Annotated in this window: 20 protein-coding genes, 14 tRNA genes and 3 rRNA genes; 24 read left to right on the forward strand and 13 right to left on the reverse strand. The window is 39.5% G+C overall.

The annotated features are described in order from the left end of the window. Window positions 1–123 precede the first annotated feature (123 nt). The 22 genes from SMI_RS00805 (at window position 124) to SMI_RS00910 (ending at window position 11467) form a co-directional block, all read left to right on the forward strand. Window positions 124–813, forward strand: coding sequence for a gamma-glutamyl-gamma-aminobutyrate hydrolase family protein (locus SMI_RS00805; RefSeq protein ID WP_001138350.1), 690 nt, complete (start codon window positions 124–126; stop codon window positions 811–813). 176 nt (window positions 814–989) lie between these two features. Then, window positions 990–1454, forward strand: a complete 465-nt coding sequence (tnpA, locus tag SMI_RS00810) for an IS200/IS605 family transposase (RefSeq protein ID WP_000057438.1) — start codon at window positions 990–992, stop codon at window positions 1452–1454. Window positions 1455–1738: 284 nt separating this feature from the next. Continuing rightward, the gene (locus tag SMI_RS00815) at window positions 1739–3088 is read left to right on the forward strand and encodes a glucose-6-phosphate isomerase (protein ID WP_000018273.1); all 1350 of its coding nucleotides are present in this window, start codon (window positions 1739–1741) and stop codon (window positions 3086–3088) included. A 129-nt stretch (window positions 3089–3217) separates the two neighbouring features. After that, a complete protein-coding gene (gene gltX, locus SMI_RS00820) occupies window positions 3218–4678 on the forward strand; it encodes a glutamate--tRNA ligase (RefSeq protein WP_000031057.1) in 1461 nt (486 codons plus the stop codon). Between the two features lie 13 nt (window positions 4679–4691). Continuing rightward, a complete protein-coding gene (locus SMI_RS00825) occupies window positions 4692–5126 on the forward strand; it encodes a cytidine deaminase family protein (protein WP_000355920.1) in 435 nt (144 codons plus the stop codon). A 111-nt stretch (window positions 5127–5237) separates the two neighbouring features. Beyond that, window positions 5238–5309 (forward strand) — tRNA-Glu (locus SMI_RS00830). A 241-nt stretch (window positions 5310–5550) separates the two neighbouring features. Continuing rightward, a 16S ribosomal RNA gene (locus tag SMI_RS00835) occupies window positions 5551–7096 on the forward strand. A 51-nt stretch (window positions 7097–7147) separates the two neighbouring features. Beyond that, window positions 7148–7220 (forward strand) — tRNA-Ala (locus SMI_RS00840). A gap of 125 nt (window positions 7221–7345) precedes the next feature. Then, window positions 7346–10247 (forward strand): 23S ribosomal RNA (locus SMI_RS00845). A 77-nt stretch (window positions 10248–10324) separates the two neighbouring features. Beyond that, window positions 10325–10440: ribosomal RNA gene (gene rrf / locus SMI_RS00850) — 5S ribosomal RNA — on the forward strand. Together the 16S, 23S and 5S rRNA genes with 14 tRNA genes alongside form the textbook arrangement of a ribosomal RNA operon. A gap of 4 nt (window positions 10441–10444) precedes the next feature. Next, window positions 10445–10517 (forward strand) — tRNA-Val (locus SMI_RS00855). Between the two features lie 5 nt (window positions 10518–10522). Further along, a tRNA-Gly gene (locus SMI_RS00860) sits at window positions 10523–10593 on the forward strand. 33 nt (window positions 10594–10626) lie between these two features. After that, a tRNA-Ile gene (locus SMI_RS00865) sits at window positions 10627–10700 on the forward strand. Between the two features lie 8 nt (window positions 10701–10708). After that, window positions 10709–10780 (forward strand) — tRNA-Glu (locus SMI_RS00870). 4 nt (window positions 10781–10784) lie between these two features. Then, window positions 10785–10874: transfer RNA gene (locus SMI_RS00875), tRNA-Ser, on the forward strand. A 10-nt stretch (window positions 10875–10884) separates the two neighbouring features. Continuing rightward, window positions 10885–10958: transfer RNA gene (locus SMI_RS00880), tRNA-Met, on the forward strand. A 3-nt stretch (window positions 10959–10961) separates the two neighbouring features. Next, window positions 10962–11034 (forward strand) — tRNA-Phe (locus SMI_RS00885). 12 nt (window positions 11035–11046) lie between these two features. Beyond that, a tRNA-Tyr gene (locus SMI_RS00890) sits at window positions 11047–11127 on the forward strand. Between the two features lie 4 nt (window positions 11128–11131). Then, window positions 11132–11202 (forward strand) — tRNA-Trp (locus SMI_RS00895). 14 nt (window positions 11203–11216) lie between these two features. Next, window positions 11217–11289 (forward strand) — tRNA-His (locus SMI_RS00900). 13 nt (window positions 11290–11302) lie between these two features. Then, window positions 11303–11374, forward strand: a tRNA-Gln gene (locus SMI_RS00905). A 9-nt stretch (window positions 11375–11383) separates the two neighbouring features. Then, window positions 11384–11467, forward strand: a tRNA-Leu gene (locus tag SMI_RS00910). A gap of 110 nt (window positions 11468–11577) precedes the next feature. Here SMI_RS00910 and SMI_RS00915 read toward each other — a convergent pair. The 13 genes from SMI_RS00915 to SMI_RS00975 form a co-directional block, all read right to left on the reverse strand. After that, on the reverse strand, window positions 11578–12309 hold the full coding sequence (locus SMI_RS00915) for a metallophosphoesterase (protein WP_001074366.1): 732 nt from the start codon (window positions 12307–12309) through the stop codon (window positions 11578–11580). Beyond that, window positions 12302–12538 (reverse strand): type II toxin-antitoxin system RelB family antitoxin, encoded by a 237-nt coding sequence (gene relB, locus SMI_RS00920; RefSeq protein WP_001067142.1) that lies wholly within the window; start codon window positions 12536–12538, stop codon window positions 12302–12304. The genes SMI_RS00915 and relB overlap by 8 nt, the downstream gene beginning before the upstream one ends. A 215-nt stretch (window positions 12539–12753) precedes the next feature. Then, window positions 12754–13191, reverse strand: coding sequence for an HD domain-containing protein (locus tag SMI_RS00925; protein WP_000381519.1), 438 nt, complete (start codon window positions 13189–13191; stop codon window positions 12754–12756). A gap of 40 nt (window positions 13192–13231) precedes the next feature. After that, the gene (locus SMI_RS00930) at window positions 13232–14365 is read right to left on the reverse strand and encodes a site-specific integrase (RefSeq protein WP_001007697.1); all 1134 of its coding nucleotides are present in this window, start codon (window positions 14363–14365) and stop codon (window positions 13232–13234) included. Window positions 14366–14368: 3 nt separating this feature from the next. Then, complete coding sequence (locus SMI_RS00935; RefSeq protein ID WP_000562210.1) at window positions 14369–14572, reverse strand: DUF3173 domain-containing protein; 204 nt, start codon at window positions 14570–14572, stop codon at window positions 14369–14371. Between the two features lie 13 nt (window positions 14573–14585). After that, a complete protein-coding gene (locus tag SMI_RS00940) occupies window positions 14586–15368 on the reverse strand; it encodes a rolling circle replication-associated protein (RefSeq protein ID WP_000186339.1) in 783 nt (260 codons plus the stop codon). A gap of 188 nt (window positions 15369–15556) precedes the next feature. Beyond that, window positions 15557–16324: a metallophosphoesterase family protein gene (locus SMI_RS00945; RefSeq protein ID WP_000854386.1), complete on the reverse strand. Its 768-nt coding sequence runs from the start codon at window positions 16322–16324 to the stop codon at window positions 15557–15559. A gap of 195 nt (window positions 16325–16519) precedes the next feature. Further along, entirely contained in the window at window positions 16520–16879 is a 360-nt protein-coding gene (locus SMI_RS00950; protein ID WP_012972428.1) for a hypothetical protein, read from the reverse strand. 33 nt (window positions 16880–16912) lie between these two features. After that, complete coding sequence (locus SMI_RS00955; RefSeq protein ID WP_000772799.1) at window positions 16913–17227, reverse strand: hypothetical protein; 315 nt, start codon at window positions 17225–17227, stop codon at window positions 16913–16915. Window positions 17228–17316: 89 nt separating this feature from the next. Beyond that, window positions 17317–18639 carry an FtsK/SpoIIIE domain-containing protein gene (locus tag SMI_RS00960; protein ID WP_000475574.1) on the reverse strand — a complete coding sequence of 441 codons (1323 nt, stop codon included), beginning with the start codon at window positions 18637–18639 and terminating at the stop codon, window positions 17317–17319. Between the two features lie 5 nt (window positions 18640–18644). After that, window positions 18645–18863 carry a hypothetical protein gene (locus SMI_RS00965; RefSeq protein WP_001282609.1) on the reverse strand — a complete coding sequence of 73 codons (219 nt, stop codon included), beginning with the start codon at window positions 18861–18863 and terminating at the stop codon, window positions 18645–18647. Between the two features lie 254 nt (window positions 18864–19117). Further along, on the reverse strand, window positions 19118–19744 hold the full coding sequence (locus SMI_RS00970) for an endonuclease/exonuclease/phosphatase family protein (protein WP_000192641.1): 627 nt from the start codon (window positions 19742–19744) through the stop codon (window positions 19118–19120). 53 nt (window positions 19745–19797) lie between these two features. Continuing rightward, window positions 19798–20256, reverse strand: coding sequence for a hypothetical protein (locus tag SMI_RS00975; protein ID WP_000982220.1), 459 nt, complete (start codon window positions 20254–20256; stop codon window positions 19798–19800). A gap of 329 nt (window positions 20257–20585) precedes the next feature. Here SMI_RS00975 and SMI_RS00980 point away from each other — a divergent pair, with 329 nt between their 5' ends. Both SMI_RS00980 and SMI_RS00985 read left to right on the forward strand, forming a co-directional pair. Then, the gene (locus SMI_RS00980) at window positions 20586–20765 is read left to right on the forward strand and encodes a hypothetical protein (RefSeq protein WP_000414802.1); all 180 of its coding nucleotides are present in this window, start codon (window positions 20586–20588) and stop codon (window positions 20763–20765) included. A 207-nt stretch (window positions 20766–20972) separates the two neighbouring features. Further along, window positions 20973–21221, forward strand: a complete 249-nt coding sequence (locus tag SMI_RS00985; protein WP_000967654.1) for a hypothetical protein — start codon at window positions 20973–20975, stop codon at window positions 21219–21221. Window positions 21222–21394: the final 173 nt, after the last annotated feature.

The raw sequence follows: 21394 nt of genomic DNA on the forward strand, positions 1-21394 counted from the left end.
AAAGCACTGCTTTGAGGTTGTGGATAGAACTGACGAAGTCAGTAACCATACCTACGGTAAGGCGACGCTGACGTGGTTTGAAGAGATTTTCGAAGAGTATTAACATTCGAAAGGAGACACATCATGCCTAGAACGGTTGTAGGAGTTGCTGCAAATCTATGTCCTGTAGACGCAGAGGGCAAAAACATTCATTCATCTGTATCTTGTAGATTCGCAGAGAGCATTCGACAAGTCGGCGGTCTCCCTTTAGTCATCCCTGTTGGTGATGAGTCAGTTGTACGCGATTATGTGGAAATGATTGACAAACTCATTTTAACAGGTGGGCAAAATGTCCATCCTCAGTTTTATGGAGAGAAAAAGACCATCGAGAGTGATGATTACAACCTAGTGCGCGATGAGTTTGAATTGGCCCTCTTGAAAGAAGCGCTCCGTCAGAATAAACCAATTATGGCAATCTGTCGCGGTGTCCAACTTGTCAATGTTGCCTTTGGCGGAACCCTCAATCAAGAAATCGAAGGTCACTGGCAAGGATTACCTTTCGGAACATCTCACTCTATTGAGACAGTAGAAGGAAGCGTGGTGGCTAAGCTATTTGGAAAAGACAGTCAGGTCAACTCCGTCCATCGTCAAAGTATTAAAGATTTGGCACCTAATTTCCGTGTAACTGCTATTGATCCAAGAGACCAAACCATCGAAGCGATTGAGTCTATCGACGAACACCGCATTATCGGTTTGCAGTGGCATCCAGAGTTTCTAGTTAATGAAGAAGATGGCAATTTAGAACTATTTGAGTATTTATTGAATGAATTGTAACGACTGGTATATCTGGTCGTTCTTTATTATGTGACTGTTAGTCCGTCTCGCTCCGTTAGGTGCGAGACAAAAAAACCACCCGCTATGCGGGTGCGCGTCGAAGGTTATACCCAAAAAACTCCAAACGCGATACAATAAAGGTGTTCAAGCCAATTGTAAAGCGAAAGGAGAAAAATATGGCACAAAAGGCACATAGTTTATCACACACAAAGTGGATGTGTAAATATCACATTGTGTTCACCCCTAAGTATAGACGAAAAGTTATATATAATCAATATCGAAGTAGTTTAGGAGAAATATTTCATCGCTTGTGTAGTTATAAAGGAGTTGAAATTATCGAGGGTCACTTAATGCCAGACCATGTACATATGTTAGTAAGTATTCCACCAAGGATAAGTATTTCGAGTTTCATGGGCTATTTAAAAGGAAAAAGTTCACTCATGATGTTTGATAAACACGCCAACCTCAAGTACAAGTTTGGGAATCGGCATTTCTGGGCGGAAGGTTATTATGTGAGTACGGTTGGACTCAATGAAGGCACAATTAAGAAATATATTCAAGAACAGGAAAAGCATGATATAGCACTAGATAAATTAAGTGTAAAAGAATATGAGGATCCCTTTAGGGATAGTGGTAAGTAATACTAAAGCCTCTTTAAGAGGCAAGTGACGAGCCAAGAGCAATGAGGCTTGAACAACATGAAAGCCAGCGTCTTTAGGCGCTGGCTGGTAATTTGGGCTTATAGCCCTGGGACAAACCACCCGTTTGACGGGTGGTCATGATTTTATTTTTTCAAAATTTTGGGATGCGGTATTTGTACGCAAACGTTTGAATTCTGATAATAATTGGAGCAATTCGACAAAAAAACTTGAAAAAAACGAAAGTAAGCGTTATGATAGAAAAGAAGAAATATTGGAGGAATAACATGTCACATATTAAATTTGATTATTCAAAAGTTTTAGACAAATTTGTTGCACCACATGAAGTGGAATACATGCAATCACAAGTAACAGCAGCAGATGAATTGATCCGTAAAGGAACTGGTGCTGGTAGCGACTTCTTGGGATGGTTGGACCTTCCTGAAAACTACGACCGCGAAGAATTTGACCGTATCTTGAAATCTGCTGAGCAAATCAAATCAGACAGCGATGTTTTGGTTGTTATCGGTATTGGTGGGTCTTACCTTGGTGCCAAAGCAGCAATCGACTTCTTGAACCACCACTTTGCAAACTTGCAAACAAAAGAAGAACGCAAGGCTCCACAAATCCTTTACGCAGGAAACTCAATCTCATCTACTTACCTTGCTGACTTGGTAGAGTATGTTGCAGACAAAGACTTCTCAGTAAACGTGATTTCTAAATCAGGTACAACAACTGAACCAGCTATCGCTTTCCGTGTCTTCAAAGAACTCTTGGTTAAGAAATACGGTCAAGAAGAAGCAAACAAACGTATCTACGCAACAACTGACCGCCAAAAAGGTGCTGTTAAGGTTGAAGCAGACGCTAACGGTTGGGAAACATTTGTTGTTCCAGATGATATCGGTGGACGCTTTTCAGTATTGACAGCCGTTGGTTTGCTTCCAATCGCAGCATCAGGAGCTGACATCAAAGCTCTTATGGAAGGTGCGAATGCAGCTCGCAAAGACTACACTTCAGACAAAATCTCTGAAAACGAAGCTTACCAATATGCAGCAGTTCGTAACATCCTTTACCGTAAAGGCTATGCAACTGAAATCTTGGTAAACTATGAGCCATCACTTCAATACTTCTCAGAATGGTGGAAACAATTGGCTGGTGAATCAGAAGGAAAAGACCAAAAAGGTATCTACCCAACTTCAGCCAACTTCTCAACTGACTTGCACTCACTTGGTCAATTTATCCAAGAAGGAACTCGTATCATGTTTGAAACAGTTGTCCGTGTTGACAAACCTCGTAAAAACGTGATTATCCCTAGCTTGGAAGAAGACCTTGATGGACTTGGTTACCTTCAAGGAAAAGACGTTGACTTTGTAAACAAAAAAGCAACTGACGGTGTTCTTCTTGCCCACACAGACGGTGATGTACCAAACATGTACGTGACTCTTCCAGAGCAAGATGCTTTCACTCTTGGTTACACAATCTACTTCTTCGAATTGGCTATCGCCCTTTCTGGTTACCTGAATGCCATCAACCCATTTGACCAACCAGGTGTTGAAGCATACAAACGTAACATGTTCGCTCTTCTTGGAAAACCAGGATTTGAAGAATTAAGCAAAGAACTTAACGCACGTCTATAATAATAGAAAAAAGAGTGGTTTGTCCACTCTTTTTACTCTCTTTATCCATAGAAATTGGACTCAGCCAAGACTTGTGATATAATATAGAGAGCAAAAAGGCAGACGCCTAGAGACTTTATAGGAGAAACTATGTCAAAAGATATTCGCGTACGTTACGCACCAAGTCCAACAGGACTACTACACATCGGGAATGCCCGTACAGCATTGTTCAACTACCTTTACGCACGTCATCATGGTGGAACTTTTATCATTCGTATCGAAGATACTGACCGTAAACGTCATGTCGAGGATGGAGAACGTTCACAGCTTGAAAATCTTCGTTGGTTGGGCATGGATTGGGATGAAAGCCCAGAGACACATGAAAATTACCGCCAGTCTGAGCGTTTGGACTTGTATCAAAAATACATTGACCAACTATTAGCTGAAGGAAAAGCCTACAAATCTTACGTTACAGAAGAAGAGTTGGCAGCTGAACGCGAACGCCAAGAAGCAGCTGGGGAAACACCTCGTTACATCAATGAATATCTTGGTATGAGTAAAGAGGAGAAAGCAGCATATATCGCAGAACGTGAAGCAGCTGGGGTCATCCCAACGGTTCGTTTGGCTGTCAATGAGTCAGGTATCTACAAGTGGCATGATATGGTCAAAGGCGATATCGAATTTGAAGGTGGCAATATCGGTGGTGACTGGGTTATCCAAAAGAAAGACGGTTACCCAACTTACAACTTTGCCGTTGTCATCGATGACCATGATATGCAAATTTCTCATGTTATCCGTGGAGATGACCATATTGCTAATACACCAAAACAGCTCATGGTCTATGAAGCACTTGGCTGGGAAGCTCCAGAGTTCGGTCACATGACCTTAATTATCAACTCTGAAACTGGAAAAAAATTGTCTAAACGCGATACCAACACCCTTCAGTTTATCGAAGACTACCGTAAAAAAGGTTATTTACCAGAAGCAGTCTTTAACTTTATTGCTCTTCTTGGTTGGAACCCAGGTGGCGAAGATGAAATCTTCTCTCGTGAAGAACTCATTAAACTTTTCGATGAAAACCGCCTGAGCAAGTCTCCAGCAGCCTTTGACCAGAAGAAACTCGACTGGATGAGCAATGATTATATCAAGAATGCAGACCTAGAAACTATCTTTGAAATGGCAAAACCATTCTTAGAGGAAGCAGGCCGTTTAACTGACAAAGCTGAAAAACTAGTTGAGCTCTATAAACCACAAATGAAATCAGTTGATGAAATTATTCCATTGACAGATCTCTTCTTCTCAGATTTCCCAGAATTGACCGAAGCAGAGCGCGAAGTTATGGCGGGCGAAACAGTCCCAACAGTTCTTGAAGCCTTCAAAGCAAAACTTGAAGCGATGACAGATGATGAATTTGTAACAGAAAATATCTTCCCACAAATCAAAGCTGTTCAAAAAGAAACAGGTATCAAAGGGAAAAATCTCTTCATGCCAATTCGTATTGCTGTTTCAGGTGAAATGCATGGACCAGAATTACCAGATACGATCTTCTTGCTTGGACGTGAAAAATCAATTCAGCATATTGAAAACATGCTAAAAGAAATCTCTAAATAAGGAGAATGCAATAATGGACATCTGGGAAAAGATGTACGAAGAAGCACAGAAATTGTATAATCCACATGAAGTATCTGATTTTGTTTATGCTAATCATGTCGTTGCCGCAGTAGAAGCAGAAGATGGACAACTATTTACAGGATTCTGTATGGAGGGAACCTGTGGTGTATTCCATCTCTGTGCAGAACGGGCGGCCCTCTTCAATATGAACCAATTTTCAGGACAAACTAAGGTTAAGAAAGTATTAGCCTTTCGAGATAAACCACCTTATGGTGGAAGTTCAGCTATGCCTTGCGGTGCTTGTAGAGAATTCCTTTTAGAGTTGAATGCTGAAAATAAAGATGCAGAATTCATGATGGATTATAATATAAGAAAAACAGTTAAAGTCGCAGAACTAATCCCCTATTGGTGGGGAGAAGAACGTGCTTCTAAGTTTAATAATCAATAGAAGAGTCAGTACAATTCTGGCTCTTTTTACTTAACTTGAAAAAAGATAAAAAAAGTAGTTGACAAAGTTAGAAAAGCCTGTATAATAGTAAGAGTTGAAAATAACAGCTCAGGTCCGTTGGTCAAGGGGTTAAGACACCGCCTTTTCACGGCGGTAACACGGGTTCGAATCCCGTACGGACTATGGTATGTTGCGGATGGAACACTTGATGAAAAAAGTTCAAAAAAGTTTCAAAAAAGTGTTGACAAGCGAAAGCGACTGTGATATACTAATATAGTTGTCACTTGAGAGAAGTAAGTGACAAAGACCTTTGAAAACTGAACAAGACGAACCAATGTGCAGGGCACTACAACAACTGTTGTAGTACTGAACAATGAACAAACAAACAATCTGTCAGTGACAGAAATGAGTGAGAACTCAAACTTTTAATGAGAGTTTGATCCTGGCTCAGGACGAACGCTGGCGGCGTGCCTAATACATGCAAGTAGAACGCTGAAGGAGGAGCTTGCTTCTCTGGATGAGTTGCGAACGGGTGAGTAACGCGTAGGTAACCTGCCTGGTAGCGGGGGATAACTATTGGAAACGATAGCTAATACCGCATAAGAGTAGATGTTGCATGACATTTGCTTAAAAGGTGCAATTGCATCACTACCAGATGGACCTGCGTTGTATTAGCTAGTTGGTGGGGTAACGGCTCACCAAGGCGACGATACATAGCCGACCTGAGAGGGTGATCGGCCACACTGGGACTGAGACACGGCCCAGACTCCTACGGGAGGCAGCAGTAGGGAATCTTCGGCAATGGACGGAAGTCTGACCGAGCAACGCCGCGTGAGTGAAGAAGGTTTTCGGATCGTAAAGCTCTGTTGTAAGAGAAGAACGAGTGTGAGAGTGGAAAGTTCACACTGTGACGGTATCTTACCAGAAAGGGACGGCTAACTACGTGCCAGCAGCCGCGGTAATACGTAGGTCCCGAGCGTTGTCCGGATTTATTGGGCGTAAAGCGAGCGCAGGCGGTTAGATAAGTCTGAAGTTAAAGGCTGTGGCTTAACCATAGTACGCTTTGGAAACTGTTTAACTTGAGTGCAAGAGGGGAGAGTGGAATTCCATGTGTAGCGGTGAAATGCGTAGATATATGGAGGAACACCGGTGGCGAAAGCGGCTCTCTGGCTTGTAACTGACGCTGAGGCTCGAAAGCGTGGGGAGCAAACAGGATTAGATACCCTGGTAGTCCACGCCGTAAACGATGAGTGCTAGGTGTTAGACCCTTTCCGGGGTTTAGTGCCGCAGCTAACGCATTAAGCACTCCGCCTGGGGAGTACGACCGCAAGGTTGAAACTCAAAGGAATTGACGGGGGCCCGCACAAGCGGTGGAGCATGTGGTTTAATTCGAAGCAACGCGAAGAACCTTACCAGGTCTTGACATCCCTCTGACCGCTCTAGAGATAGAGTTTTCCTTCGGGACAGAGGTGACAGGTGGTGCATGGTTGTCGTCAGCTCGTGTCGTGAGATGTTGGGTTAAGTCCCGCAACGAGCGCAACCCCTATTGTTAGTTGCCATCATTTAGTTGGGCACTCTAGCGAGACTGCCGGTAATAAACCGGAGGAAGGTGGGGATGACGTCAAATCATCATGCCCCTTATGACCTGGGCTACACACGTGCTACAATGGCTGGTACAACGAGTCGCAAGCCGGTGACGGCAAGCTAATCTCTTAAAGCCAGTCTCAGTTCGGATTGTAGGCTGCAACTCGCCTACATGAAGTCGGAATCGCTAGTAATCGCGGATCAGCACGCCGCGGTGAATACGTTCCCGGGCCTTGTACACACCGCCCGTCACACCACGAGAGTTTGTAACACCCGAAGTCGGTGAGGTAACCGTAAGGAGCCAGCCGCCTAAGGTGGGATAGATGATTGGGGTGAAGTCGTAACAAGGTAGCCGTATCGGAAGGTGCGGCTGGATCACCTCCTTTCTAAGGAAAAGGAACTGCGCATTGGTCTTGTTTAGTCTTGAGAGGTCTTGTGGGGCCTTAGCTCAGCTGGGAGAGCGCCTGCTTTGCACGCAGGAGGTCAGCGGTTCGATCCCGCTAGGCTCCATTGGTGAGAGATCACCAAGTAATGCACATTGAAAATTGAATATCTATATCAAATAGTAACAAGAAAATAAACCGAAAACGCTGTAGTATTAATAAGAGTTTATGACTGAAAGGTCAGAAAAATAAGGTTAAGTTAATAAGGGCGCACGGTGGATGCCTTGGCACTAGGAGCCGAAGAAGGACGTGACAAACGACGATATGCCTTGGGTAGCTGTAAGTAAGCGATGATCCAGGGATTTCCGAATGGGGGAACCCAACAGGTACTACCTGTTACCCGCATCTGTTAAGGATGTGAGGAGGAAGACGCAGTGAACTGAAACATCTAAGTAGCTGCAGGAAGAGAAAGCAAAAGCGATTGCCTTAGTAGCGGCGAGCGAAACGGCAGGAGGGCAAACCGAAGAGTTTACTCTTCGGGGTTGTAGGACTGCAATGTGGACTCAAAGATTATAGAAGAATGATTTGGGAAGATCAGCCAAAGAGAGTAATAGCCTCGTATTTAAAATAGTCTTTGTACCTAGCAGTATCCTGAGTACGGCGGGACACGTGAAATCCCGTCGGAATCTGGGAGGACCATCTCCCAACCCTAAATACTCCCTAGTGACCGATAGTGAACCAGTACCGTGAGGGAAAGGTGAAAAGCACCCCGGGAGGGGAGTGAAATAGAACCTGAAACCGTGTGCCTACAACAAGTTCGAGCCCGTTAATGGGTGAGAGCGTGCCTTTTGTAGAATGAACCGGCGAGTTACGTTATGATGCGAGGTTAAGTTGAAGAGACGGAGCCGTAGGGAAACCGAGTCTGAATAGGGCGCCTTAGTATCATGACGTAGACCCGAAACCATGTGACCTACCCATGAGCAGGTTGAAGGTGCGGTAAGACGCACTGGAGGACCGAACCAGGGCACGTTGAAAAGTGCTTGGATGACTTGTGGGTAGCGGAGAAATTCCAAACGAACTTGGAGATAGCTGGTTCTCTCCGAAATAGCTTTAGGGCTAGCGTCGACATTAGAGATTCTTGGAGGTAGAGCACTGTTTGGGTGAGGGGTCCATCCCGGATTACCAATCTCAGATAAACTCCGAATGCCAATGAATTATGGTCGGCAGTCAGACTGCGAGTGCTAAGATCCGTAGTCGAAAGGGAAACAGCCCAGACCACCAGCTAAGGTCCCAAAATAATTGTTAAGTGGAAAAGGATGTGGGGTTGCACAGACAACTAGGATGTTAGCTTAGAAGCAGCTATTCATTCAAAGAGTGCGTAATAGCTCACTAGTCGAGTGACCCTGCGCCGAAAATGTACCGGGGCTAAAACAATTTACCGAAGCTGTGGATACCTTTATAGGTATGGTAGGAGAGCGTTCTATGTGTGATGAAGGTATACCGTGAGGAGTGCTGGAATGCATAGAAGTGAGAATGCCGGCATGAGTAGCGAAAGACAGGTGAGAATCCTGTCCACCGTAAGACTAAGGTTTCCAGGGGAAGGCTCGTCCGCCCTGGGTTAGTCGGGACCTAAGGAGAGACCGAAAGGTGTATCCGATGGACAACAGGTTGATATTCCTGTACTAGAGTATGTAGTGATGGAGGGACGCAGTAGGCTAACTAAAGCAGACGATTGGAAGTGTCTGTCTAAGCAGTGAGGTGTGAACTGAGTCAAATGCTTAGTTCTATAACATTGAGCTGTGATGGGGAGCGAAGTTTAGTAGCGAAGTTAGTGATGTCACACTGCCAAGAAAAGCTTCTAGCGTTTAAACATACTCTACCCGTACCGCAAACCGACACAGGTAGTCGAGGCGAGTAGCCTCAGGTGAGCGAGAGAACTCTCGTTAAGGAACTCGGCAAAATGACCCCGTAACTTCGGGAGAAGGGGTGCTGACTTTAAGTCAGCCGCAGTGAATAGGCCCAAGCAACTGTTTATCAAAAACACAGCTCTCTGCTAAATCGTAAGATGATGTATAGGGGGTGACGCCTGCCCGGTGCTGGAAGGTTAAGAGGAGTGCTTAGCGTAAGCGAAGGTATGAATTGAAGCCCCAGTAAACGGCGGCCGTAACTATAACGGTCCTAAGGTAGCGAAATTCCTTGTCGGGTAAGTTCCGACCCGCACGAAAGGCGTAATGATTTGGGCACTGTCTCAACGAGAGACTCGGTGAAATTTTAGTACCTGTGAAGATGCAGGTTACCCGCGACAGGACGGAAAGACCCCATGGAGCTTTACTGCAGTTTGATATTGAGTGTCTGTACCACATGTACAGGATAGGTAGGAGTCTAAGAGATCGGGACGCCAGTTTCGAAGGAGACGTTGTTGGGATACTACCCTTGTGTTATGGCCACTCTAACCCGGATAGGTGATCCCTATCGGAGACAGTGTCTGACGGGCAGTTTGACTGGGGCGGTCGCCTCCTAAAAGGTAACGGAGGCGCCCAAAGGTTCCCTCAGAATGGTTGGAAATCATTCGCAGAGTGTAAAGGTATAAGGGAGCTTGACTGCGAGAGCTACAACTCGAGCAGGGACGAAAGTCGGGCTTAGTGATCCGGTGGTTCCGTATGGAAGGGCCATCGCTCAACGGATAAAAGCTACCCTGGGGATAACAGGCTTATCTCCCCCAAGAGTTCACATCGACGGGGAGGTTTGGCACCTCGATGTCGGCTCGTCGCATCCTGGGGCTGTAGTCGGTCCCAAGGGTTGGGCTGTTCGCCCATTAAAGCGGCACGCGAGCTGGGTTCAGAACGTCGTGAGACAGTTCGGTCCCTATCCGTCGCGGGCGTAGGAAATTTGAGAGGATCTGCTCCTAGTACGAGAGGACCAGAGTGGACTTACCGCTGGTGTACCAGTTGTCTTGCCAAAGGCATCGCTGGGTAGCTATGTAGGGAAGGGATAAACGCTGAAAGCATCTAAGTGTGAAACCCACCTCAAGATGAGATTTCCCATGATTTTATATCAGTAAGAGCCCTGAGAGATGATCAGGTAGATAGGTTAGAAGTGGAAGTGTGGCGACACATGTAGCGGACTAATACTAATAGCTCGAGGACTTATCCAAAGTAACTGAGAATATGAAAGCGAACGGTTTTTCTTGATTTGAATAGATATTCAATTTTGAGTAGGTATTACTCAGAGTTAAGTGACGATAGCCTAGGAGATACACCTGTACCCATGCCGAACACAGAAGTTAAGCCCTAGAACGCCGGAAGTAGTTGGGGGTTGCCCCCTGTGAGATATGGAAGTCGCTTAGCTCTAGGGAGTTTAGCTCAGCTGGGAGAGCATCTGCCTTACAAGCAGAGGGTCAGCGGTTCGATCCCGTTAACTCCCATTTAAGCGGGTGTAGTTTAGTGGTAAAACTACAGCCTTCCAAGCTGTTGTCGCGAGTTCGATTCTCGTCACCCGCTTTGAACTTTGTTCAATTACCAAGTTTTTAACTTGGGCGCGTAGCTCAGGTGGTTAGAGCGCACGCCTGATAAGCGTGAGGTCGGTGGTTCGAGTCCACTCGTGCCCATAAAGTTTGGTCCGTTGGTCAAGGGGTTAAGACACCGCCTTTTCACGGCGGTAACACGGGTTCGAATCCCGTACGGACTATTTTGGAGGATTACCCAAGTCCGGCTGAAGGGAACGGTCTTGAAAACCGTCAGGCGTGTAAAAGCGTGCGTGGGTTCGAATCCCACATCCTCCTTTTGTATTAACGCGGGATGGAGCAGCTCGGTAGCTCGTCGGGCTCATAACCCGAAGGTCGTAGGTTCAAATCCTGCTCCCGCAATAAGGCTCGGTAGCTCAGTTGGTAGAGCAATGGATTGAAGCTCCATGTGTCGGCGGTTCGATTCCGTCTCGCGCCATTTATATATTTTGGAAGGGTAGCGAAGAGGCTAAACGCGGCGGACTGTAAATCCGCTCCTTCGGGTTCGGGGGTTCGAATCCCTCCCCTTCCATTTTACGGGCATAGTTTAAAGGTAGAACTAAGGTCTCCAAAACCTTCAGTGTGGGTTCAATTCCTACTGCCCGTGTTAATAGAATTATGGCGGGTGTGGTGAAGTGGTTAACACACCAGATTGTGGCTCTGGCATGCGTGGGTTCGATCCCCATCACTCGCCTATTTTATATTATTGGGGTATAGCCAAGCGGTAAGGCAAGGGACTTTGACTCCCTCATGCGTTGGTTCGAATCCAGCTACCCCAGTTACTATTTGCCGGCGTGGCGGAATTGGCAGACGCGCTGGACTCAAAATCCAGTGTCCGCAAGGACGTGCCGGTTCGACCCCGGCCGCCGGTATAGTTGAAAAGACAAGGTTTCTAAGCCTTGTCTTTTTGTTATGTCATAATAAATTTCTTGAAATTGTTACTAATAATTACTAATTTCATATAAAAGCACATGATTAAAAGTTATAGAAAGTGATATTTTTGGGTAATTGTATCATAGCAAAGAACAGGTATTGTTTTGCTATTCGTTACCTCTCCATCAATAAAGTAATGACTTTTACTATCATAGTAAATCTTACCCAGGTATCTTCTATCTTTAGCTACTTCCGAAGAAGCAATATGGCCCGAAATAATAGCTTTATGAAATCTACCAGTGGTAATAGGAAATTTGTTTGTAAATATCTCTGAACTCGTTAGTTCTTTCCAAAACTTTCCTGCTTCTTCATCAATGCCAGCATGAACAAAAATTTGGGTATCAGTTTCATAATAGCGTTTATCCCTATATCGTTTTTTAAACCAGTTTATACATGGATTAAATTTGATATTATTTTTAATTTCATTTCTAACACCTGTTTCAAAGTTGTTAGCATTCGATTTAAAAATATAGTTCAATTCCTCTGGAGAGAAGAAGCTTTTTATTGTTTCTGGAAATGCAGAAGAAGTAGGCTTTTCTAAAATCAACCAATCATAAAACCATTCTTCATGATTTCCTAATAGAGTGATAATTTGATTAGGATAAAGTTCCTCAAGTTCAATTATTTTGGAAATAACTTGAAAAGATTGAGAACCATTGTCAATGTAGTCTCCAAGTAAGATAAGTCGACTTTGTTTATCAGATAAATCTATTTTATTGATAGATTTAATAAACTCATTGTAGTGCCCATGTATATCAGATATTGCGTATATTTTAGCCATAGCGCCTCATCATTTCTTCATGTGAGAAAGTCTTTCTGCCACATTCAACCCATTTTTTATAAGCTTCATCAGCAACCTTAATATCATATATATCTTCAATTTTCTCTATAACAGCTTGTCTAATAAAGTCAGTCTTTGTTGTATTATTTTCTTCAACAATAGCATTTAATAAAGAATTTAACTCTTGACTAAGTTGAATAGAAATTTGTGTAGTAACAACATTATTCATATAACAGCCACCTAATAGTTATTTTAGATACATTATACTCCTAGTCTAAAAGTTTCTCAATAAAAAATTTCACTTTTTATAGTTATTTATTTTAATAAAATTGTAGTATCTGCAAGGATGTGCCAGTTCGAGACCGACCGCCAGTATAGTAATAAAGACAAAGTTTATAAGCCTTGTCTTTTGTTTTATCTTTATAAAATTTTATAGTTTAGTTACTAACTTTTTTTCTTTGCTCTTAAAAATCTAATAGCAGAACTGTATTTCTTATTTCTCTCTAAGTCTTTTTCAGTAATTAATGGTAGTCTTGTTAAATCTGAATTATGCCGTAAATCCGCTAACTTTACAACTCTAGCGAGTTCATTTTTCTTTACTAGATTGAGATAAGATTGATAATCTTGTCCTTTTTTCTTTGTGAGTATATCGACGGCTTCTATAATATTTTTTGAAAAACCTTCCTTTTTTAGGTCTAGTAGGGTTAGTGAAGTATCTTCAATTACATCATGTAGATAGGCGACAGCTTTCTCTTCATCAGTTGCGACAAAACTAGCTACTGTTTCAGGGTGTTTAATGTAGTCAATTCCTGCTCTATCAATTTGTCCAAAGTGTGCTTTTTTAGCTACTTCATGTGCTTTTATTGCTTGTGATGTATCCATGATTTAATTATGAACTTTCCATTTATAAAACTCAATTACTTTATAGTAATTCATCTAGTTTATCAGCTAAATCCTTTTGCTTACTTGGGTACAAGTGAGAGTAGGTATCAATCGTGGTTGTTATAGAAGCATGTCCTAGTCGCTCTTTTACAACTAGATAATCTTCTCCTTGGTTAATCAGCAGGGAAGCGTGTGAGTGCCTAAAATCGTGTATGCGTATCTTTTTTAGTGTGCTATCACGTTCAAGTATTTTCTTATATTGTTTTTCAACTGCATTTTTTGTAATTGTGATAGGACTATTTTGAAACACTTGTAATGTTAGGCTATTGTTGGTAAATTGCTCTAATAGATGTTTTTGTTGCTTTTCCCAATCTTGTAATTCTTGGCTTAATTTTTTATTGATGACAATTCTTCTTGTTCCTGCTTTAGTTTTTGTTGTGCTGATATGAGTTACTCCTTTATTAACATAGACAGATTTCGTGATATGAATTGTATTACTTGAAAAGTCGATGTCTTGCCATGTTAGGGCAAGAGCTTCCCCAAGTCTTAATCCTGTAAAGAATAGAACAGTAAAGAGTAGTTTGATATTGTATTCTTCGGGTTCAAATAGTGTCAAAAACTTCTGAAATTCTTTGACTGTCCAAAATTGCATTTTTGTTTTTTCAATTGGCAACTTTTTTATCAATTTTGCTGGATTGGAGGAGTAATAGCCTTTTCGCAAACCAACATCAAAAATTTTTTTGAGTAAAATCATGATTTTGTTGATAGTATTTGTGCTTAACGGTTTATCAGAATTTTTAGCTACTTTTTGCCTAAGATGTTCTCTAAATTGGTAGATGTCTTCATAGGTTAGTTTTCCGACATTATCTACCATAGAAAAATAATCTTTGATGTGTTTGTTGTAATTATTATCTTGTGTATTGATATAGCTTGCTTTTCGATGATTTATACTATCTTCTTCCTTTAGTAGTTCATATAGTATGGGGATAGTTATTTTAGCCCCATAGAAGCGTTCTTTTAACTCTACACTTCGTAAGTAGTGTTCTGCCTCAATAGCTTCTTTTTTCGTCTTATAGCCCTTTCTGACAATTCTACGTTGCTTTAGTGTTATTGGGTCAAAACCGTTGCTAATATCAACTATCCAATTACCGTCTTTACCTTTTCTAATTGCCATATTTTACTCCTTGAGGGTACTGTTTTGAACATCAAAACCGAGTAATTCGCTTACAATAGTAGCAGGTATAGTACCAATTCGTTTATTCTGATAGACTGTAAAGCCTCGTGTTATCAGTAGCTCTTTCCCTTGGCGGATAATACGTTTCGATGTGCCCTCAGAAAAACCAAGGGCAACTAGGTCATTCTTAGTAACAGTTGCTATCATGTAACTTACTCCTTTATTCATCTAGTTTTATTTTCTTATACTTTACATGATTATCGAAATACTGACCGTCTTTATAGACTTTACTAATGTATTCCGTTTCATATAGTACGACTGAACTATCATAATTAAAATCTTCATAAGTATAAAATCTATCTTCATCAGGCTTTTTTAAGTTGCGTGATGAAAAATAGGCTTGCTTTCCGAAGTTTTCCAACAATTCTTGTCCAATCCCTTTTTCAAAATACTTTGTGACATATCGACCGCGATTTTCTTTGCTGTCTACATCAACTTTATTTATTCGTACTGCTCCATGTCCCCAAAGTTCCAAGAGTTGACGGTGTGGTACATAAGGAACGCTGAAAAGCAGAATATGAGCATGCCATGCTCCACGTTTTTGCTTTTCTAATACTGTTAAATATTTTAATTTACTTTTCTTGGTATTAAAGATGTGGTAGTTAAAGCGTTTTATAAAAGTTTTTAGTAAGTCTTTGAAGTGGTTTCTGTCGCTAATATTTTCTTTAGTGGTCAGGGTTAGAAATGAAGTATTGTCATTATAATTACAATCAACTAAGCGTAATAAGTTCCACTTTGCTTCTAAGCGAGTTTTTTTCATACGCTCCAGACGTTGTTCTTGTTCTTCAGGTGTAAGTTCTTCAAATGTTCTACGTTGTGATTTTTCCTTGTTTTCAGTATTAGTATCTAGAATGGATTTTCCTTTTGAAAATATTGGCTTTTCATATTCCCAAATCTCGATATAGGAAGCGGTGCGAATAATTTTTTTATTATAATTAGTCATAAAAAAATGCACCCTTATTATAGTTTTCGCCAAAAGATTGTCTATATAATAAATAAACTAGGAGGAGCAAAGCTCCTCCCTACTTCTATCATGTGATCCTAAGCACCGCTCCGCTAAACACACTTCCAGCTTGCCGACTGCTTGTCGGCAGTTTTGCTTAGATACATGATGAGAAGTAGCTATTAAATTTATAGTCGTGGTAATTGTTTTAATATTTTGTCTGTTGCCCAGTCTGTTGAAATGACCTCAAAATGTCCTTGGTCATAAACGAGTAAATCTCCATTACCAATAAATTGATATTTATTATCTTTGTCAATATATAATGAAAAAGTATCTATACCAATAACATTTTTAGAAATATCAATAGATTCTTTAGGGGTATGCCCAACAATTTGTTTAGGAAAGTCTTGGTTGGGAAGCAGTTCTAATTCTCTAAAATGTGCCCATAAAGGAGACCCCCCAAGAGCTTTCCCACCACGCATTGGTCCTATTGTATAAGCTAGAATATCTAATTCTTCTTCATGCTCTTTGGTATAGAGGTTAAAATGCCATTCTTTTGGGTCAAATATCAGATTGAAACCAGCGTGACTGACTAAATAATTATCTAGTTGATAAGCTACTTGTAATTTCAAATCCTGCAACAATTCTTTAACTGCGAAAAAGACCTCTAGGTTTTGAATTGAGAAAGGAGCTTGTTCTCCCAGTAAATAATAAGCATCATGATTACCTATAAGATTAATTACATCTATTCCGTTTTGCTCTTTATCTATTTTCCAAGAGTATAAAAAAGTGAGGTCTTTGGCATAAAGTTGGATATTGTTAGTTTGACCATGTAAATCAACGTAATCACCAAGAAAAATGATTCTCTTAATATTATGTGTTTGGATAATTTTGTCAACAATGGGTAAAATCAGTTGAGATTTTAAGTGTAAATCACCAATTAATAACGTCTTCATATATATTCCCCTCTTTATTTTTGATATTAGTCTAAGAATCGAATTAAGTTATAGCACATTGTTTCGGTGATAGATAAATAGAATTAATTATTCTTAAGATGTTATTTAATAATTTCCATGAATATCAGACATAGAGTAATATATAGCTATAATATCCTCTAATTGTCTATCGAGCATTTAAGGCATAGATATAAGCTACATAGCAAGCAAAGTCGCCAATACGTTTTCTGTCATCGTTAAATTGTTCAAACCAAGCAACATCATTGCCCTGTTCACTTGTAAACCTTTTAAAATCTTTAGTTGATAAATAACTTTATTGTGAGTAACAGTTCTAGATTCATCATTGGCAAGTTTCTCTTCTCTTGAGAGTGTGAGCCATTTACCACGTGCAGAGGCATACTCTACGCATAGAAGTACAAATGTTGTCCATTCTTCTTGAAATTCTTTATCAAGTTGATTGGAGGAATTAAGGAGACTAGAATAGATTTGTTCTGCTTCAGAAAATGAAACAATCCCCTTTTCATTCTTAAAATCATCGTAGTTAAAAGTTTGCATTGTAAAACTCCTTTATATATTATCTAATCTTAGCTATTTTGTTACAGGTAAAACATCAGAGCATGAGAACCAAAGGTTTCCGTTATACTGACCAACATTCAAATCTTTTAATATAACAGGGCAGGTTTTGTTGTTTGCCATTTCTTGAACTGTTAAAGTAGGTGTTAGTGTATTTACTTTTACTTGTATCAGTTCTAAAAAAAATTCAGTATTGTCGTCCTGTATGGACACGTTAAGGCGAAAAGCAGTAGGCTTATTTGTCTCTCTGTCTAATACTTCTGTATAGCCTTTTACTGCTAGAAATTTGTTGCCAAGCAGTTCTGGCTTTAAAAAATCATTCAACTTCATGTGTACCTCTTTTCTATCATCGCAGAGCGATGAGGAACAGATATTTTTGCTGAAAATCTATTGAATTTAAGCAAAAATATCTATTGAAATTATTTTGACTTTGTTACGTATAATTGTAGTTCTTTTATAAAATCGAATTGAGTTATATCAAGATACGGGCTTTCCCAGTATTGGGCAGATTCTTTTCCTGAACCTTGCATATAAAGATAGCCTGCTCCTTTTACCTCGATAGGTTTCAAATTTTTGGGAGTAGCTGAACCAAAAACCATTCGATATCCCTCGCTAGAATTAGCTCCAAGAGCTATTCTCAATCCTAAATTATCTCTGAGTTCAGTACTTAAAGTAGCACTAGCATTTACTTGTTGGGCAGATACTAGGATAAATACCCCAGCTTGTCGCCCAAGTAGAATGATTTGCTTGATACCGTCCATAACTTCAACTATAACTTCTTTTGATTTTTTATCCGTTCCTGAAGCTTGAAATGCTCCCATTTCATCTATTATCAAGCATATCGGCTTAAAACCGTGCTCTGAAAAATTTGAACCATACTGGAAGTTATCACGCATGACTTGATATCGTTCCTGCATTTCCTCAACTACGATTCTCACAATGCGAGCTATATTATTTGGGGTGGTTGCTACGTATTTATTTCCAAAGTAATGAGACAAGCTACCTAGGTCAGAGTTCTTAGGGTCAGCAATATAGACTGTTGATTGCCGTTTGAGAAGTTCTAAAATCAGGAAAGATATGAAGACAGACTTTCCGCTCCCTGTTCCTCCTGATACCAAAATATGTGGGCATTTTATTGGGTTATAATTTACACCATATCCTAAATCTATATCAAGGCTATCTATCTCTCGTCTTTGGTTGTGAGATTGTAGAACTAACCTTTTTGGTTTTATGTAATAGAAATGATACTCTGCAACACTAGCCCGAAGAATCTTCTCGTCAAGCTCTAGTCCAAGCGCGCCAGAAAGCAAATCATCGAGAGCTTGAAGTTTTTTTGTAAATTCATCGCCCGTTATAAGAGCTTTGATAAGAACATGACCTTTTTGTCTATCTATCTCGTATTCTAATGCTGCACTTCTGATGATTTTTTCATAGCCTGAACTATCTTTAGATGTGGTATAAAGTCTGTTTGTGTGGAGTACATAAAGTAAGCTCTCACGTATAATAAGGTAATACTCTAAGTTATATCGAAAAATTTTTATTTTCAGATGAATTTTATAGATAATAAATCCACCTAAAAATATAAAGAGAATTTGAAAAAAAGTTGGAGCCCTTATATTGGCAATAATAGCACATATAATGCAGATAGTGAGTGCTATTATTGAAAAATGTACTGTCTTCAATTTACTACTAGTAATAATATAAGTTTTGGTTAAATCAGCACTTTGTCTTAATTTAAACATATTAGTTAGATACCTTTTATTTTATCTAAAAGCTCTTTTAAAAGTTCGTAAAAACCTAAGAGCTGGATTTTTGCGAAATAATATGTTGAGATAAGCAGTGGAATACACCCAAGGATAAGGATAGAATTCGAAAAGAAATGTCCTTGAGGGAATATAAAAATTCCTATGCTAGCTAATATCACAAATCCTAAAAGAGATAGATATGCTTTTAAGTTATCACTCATTTTACTTTACCTCCTATAATGAGCAAGTATAAGGACAACTATAAAGAGATAGTTGCCGATAAAATAGCGTGGTCGGGGAAGCCGACTTTATTTTGATAATTGGGATTTTTAGTGAACTCCCAAATATATTTAATATCGCTGATTTCTGCTAAATTTGAAAACAAGTGGTCGTTCCTAATATAGCGTTTTATATTATCTGCCCTTATTTTTGGGTTAATCCATGAATAGACCTCATCATAATTACCTGTGGGAGATTAGGTAGCAAGATTTACTTCATTCATTTTTTCGACTACGAGAGGGTAAGAATAATAATTTTGTAAAAACTCCTTATCATGTTCCCATGAGTCTGTTTTTTGATGTTCAAAGTAGTGAAAATTGTTAAAATCGCCCATAAGAAGAATTTTTCCATTCAACTTACGAACATATTCTGTAATATACTCAATTTGTAGTAAGCGTTCTTTAGCGTCCTTGACTAAAAGTGGTAATTTTCTATTATAGGAGAGTGAATTATCAATGGTAGCAATTTTTATTCTCGCACCAATGATATGCAAGGGAGCACCTTCAAAATCAATTTGTAGATGTAGAAAATCTGGGAACATATCCTCTTTGGGGAAAGTTGTTAGTTTGGGGAGTGTAACGAATTTAGTTTTTATCGCTATCAAAACTTCATTTTGAAATCTTTCGATATACTCAGGATACATAAATAAAGAGTAACCTAAAGATTTTAGTTGTTCACAAAATTCAAAATGATTCTTGTACTCTGTTAAGCACACAACATCCGCATCTAAATGTTTTAACTCATTTACAACTACATCAGGAATTTGTTTGCCAAGGCCAGAACGTTGGTTAACGTTCCAATTCAAAATTTTAAGTTGTGTCATAATTAAACCTTTCTATTTAGAATAGTAGTAGAGGAGAAAATCTCCTCTTACTATTATTTAATTCTGCCAAGTATACCTTGACATGTACCTATAAAAATATCCTCGTGTACATATGATGTAGGATTATTAGGATTGATTACACAAGCATTTACCCAGCCAAAAATATTGTTATTAAACTCCTTTTGCCAAATCTTAACTTGTTTTGCCTTTGAAATTCCTTTTTCTGCTTTACTGACGTAAAGAAGATTTATTAGATGATTATCTGCAATAACAAGGTAAACAAGATTTCCTGTTCTGGTTTCATACTCATTTACTAGCTCTCTAAAATGTGCTTTATCAGTGTCTATATCAATTGGAGCTAAAATTCCACCCGATGGGGTGAGATAAGAATAACACAATTTCCCATTTTCCCATTGATTAATGAGACTAGGGCTGAGTGTAAAAACGGAATCAAGAGTATCTAATCTATCTCGTGCTTCTTGATATTGTTCAGTTTTTAATGTATTCATCATTTTGTCCTCTCTTTAATGTTAATTGAGGGAGCAAATGCTCCTGTGTGATGTATGAGTGAAATGAGGAAGTGCTAGAAGTCGTATCCATCATAGATGTCTCCTTGTTCGTCTTCATCATAATAGCTTTCCAATTCTTCATAGAAGTAATCTAAAGCCTCTTTTTCAAAGTTGTCCATATTAGTCTCCATTCTGTTTTTAACTATATTATAGCTAGTCATTAACTAGGTTAAGACTATGATACCACTAAAAAAGATTTTTGTAAAGAAAAAAATAGCTATTTACTATTTTTTTTGCTAAAATTAACTTAATTAAATAAAGGAGAGTTATCAATGGAGAAACAAATAGCTTTTTATATGACAAAACGCTCATCGGATGAATTAGACGAAATCCAAAAAATTATTGCTGAAAAAGAAGGTAGGGTAACTAAGGCATATATTTTAAATCAAGCAATTTATAAGTATTATGAGTACATAAAGGAATATTATAAAATTGATGAAGAAATAAAATAGGTGAACACGCTAATTCCTAAATTCCTAAAAATTTCCAAAAAATAAAAAATTCCACCGTTTTTACGATGGAAGTAGTCGCTTATAATACTGGTTTTACTGGGTTTTCATTCTTATAATTTTGACTCTGTTTGTTTAAGTATAGTCCATTTGCTAAATAAATTGAAAAATAATAAACTAGTGATATAAAACTTACATAAGGAGATAGAAATGCTATATTGGACATCAGTCAATTATCAAGTTAGTGATGGCGAAGATTTTGAGACGGTCAAGAGGAGAGCGATAGCAGACTTTGAAAACTATTTGAAGCTTCTAAACGATGGGACTGAGGAAAGCCGTAAGAAAGTGATTCATTCTTTTACCTTTAGTAAATTTATTGGGGAAGAATTATGTAATGATGAAGACCTTAAAAATTTAAGTAAAGAAATAAGGCATCAGCTAAGAAATGGTAATTCCTAAAAAGTGACTAAAAACAAATAAACCTACCGATTTTATGGCAAATGTAATTTCTTGTATTACTGTTTTTATTGGGTTCATGAAACTGTAAAACTGCAAGGGCTTTCCTCAAAATCCAGTGTCCGCAAGGACGTACCGGTTCGACCCCGGCCGCCGGTATAGTATAGAGTTAAGGA

Origin of the sequence: Streptococcus mitis B6 (genome assembly GCF_000027165.1) — a bacterium.
GTDB classification, from domain to species: domain Bacteria; phylum Bacillota; class Bacilli; order Lactobacillales; family Streptococcaceae; genus Streptococcus; species Streptococcus mitis_AR.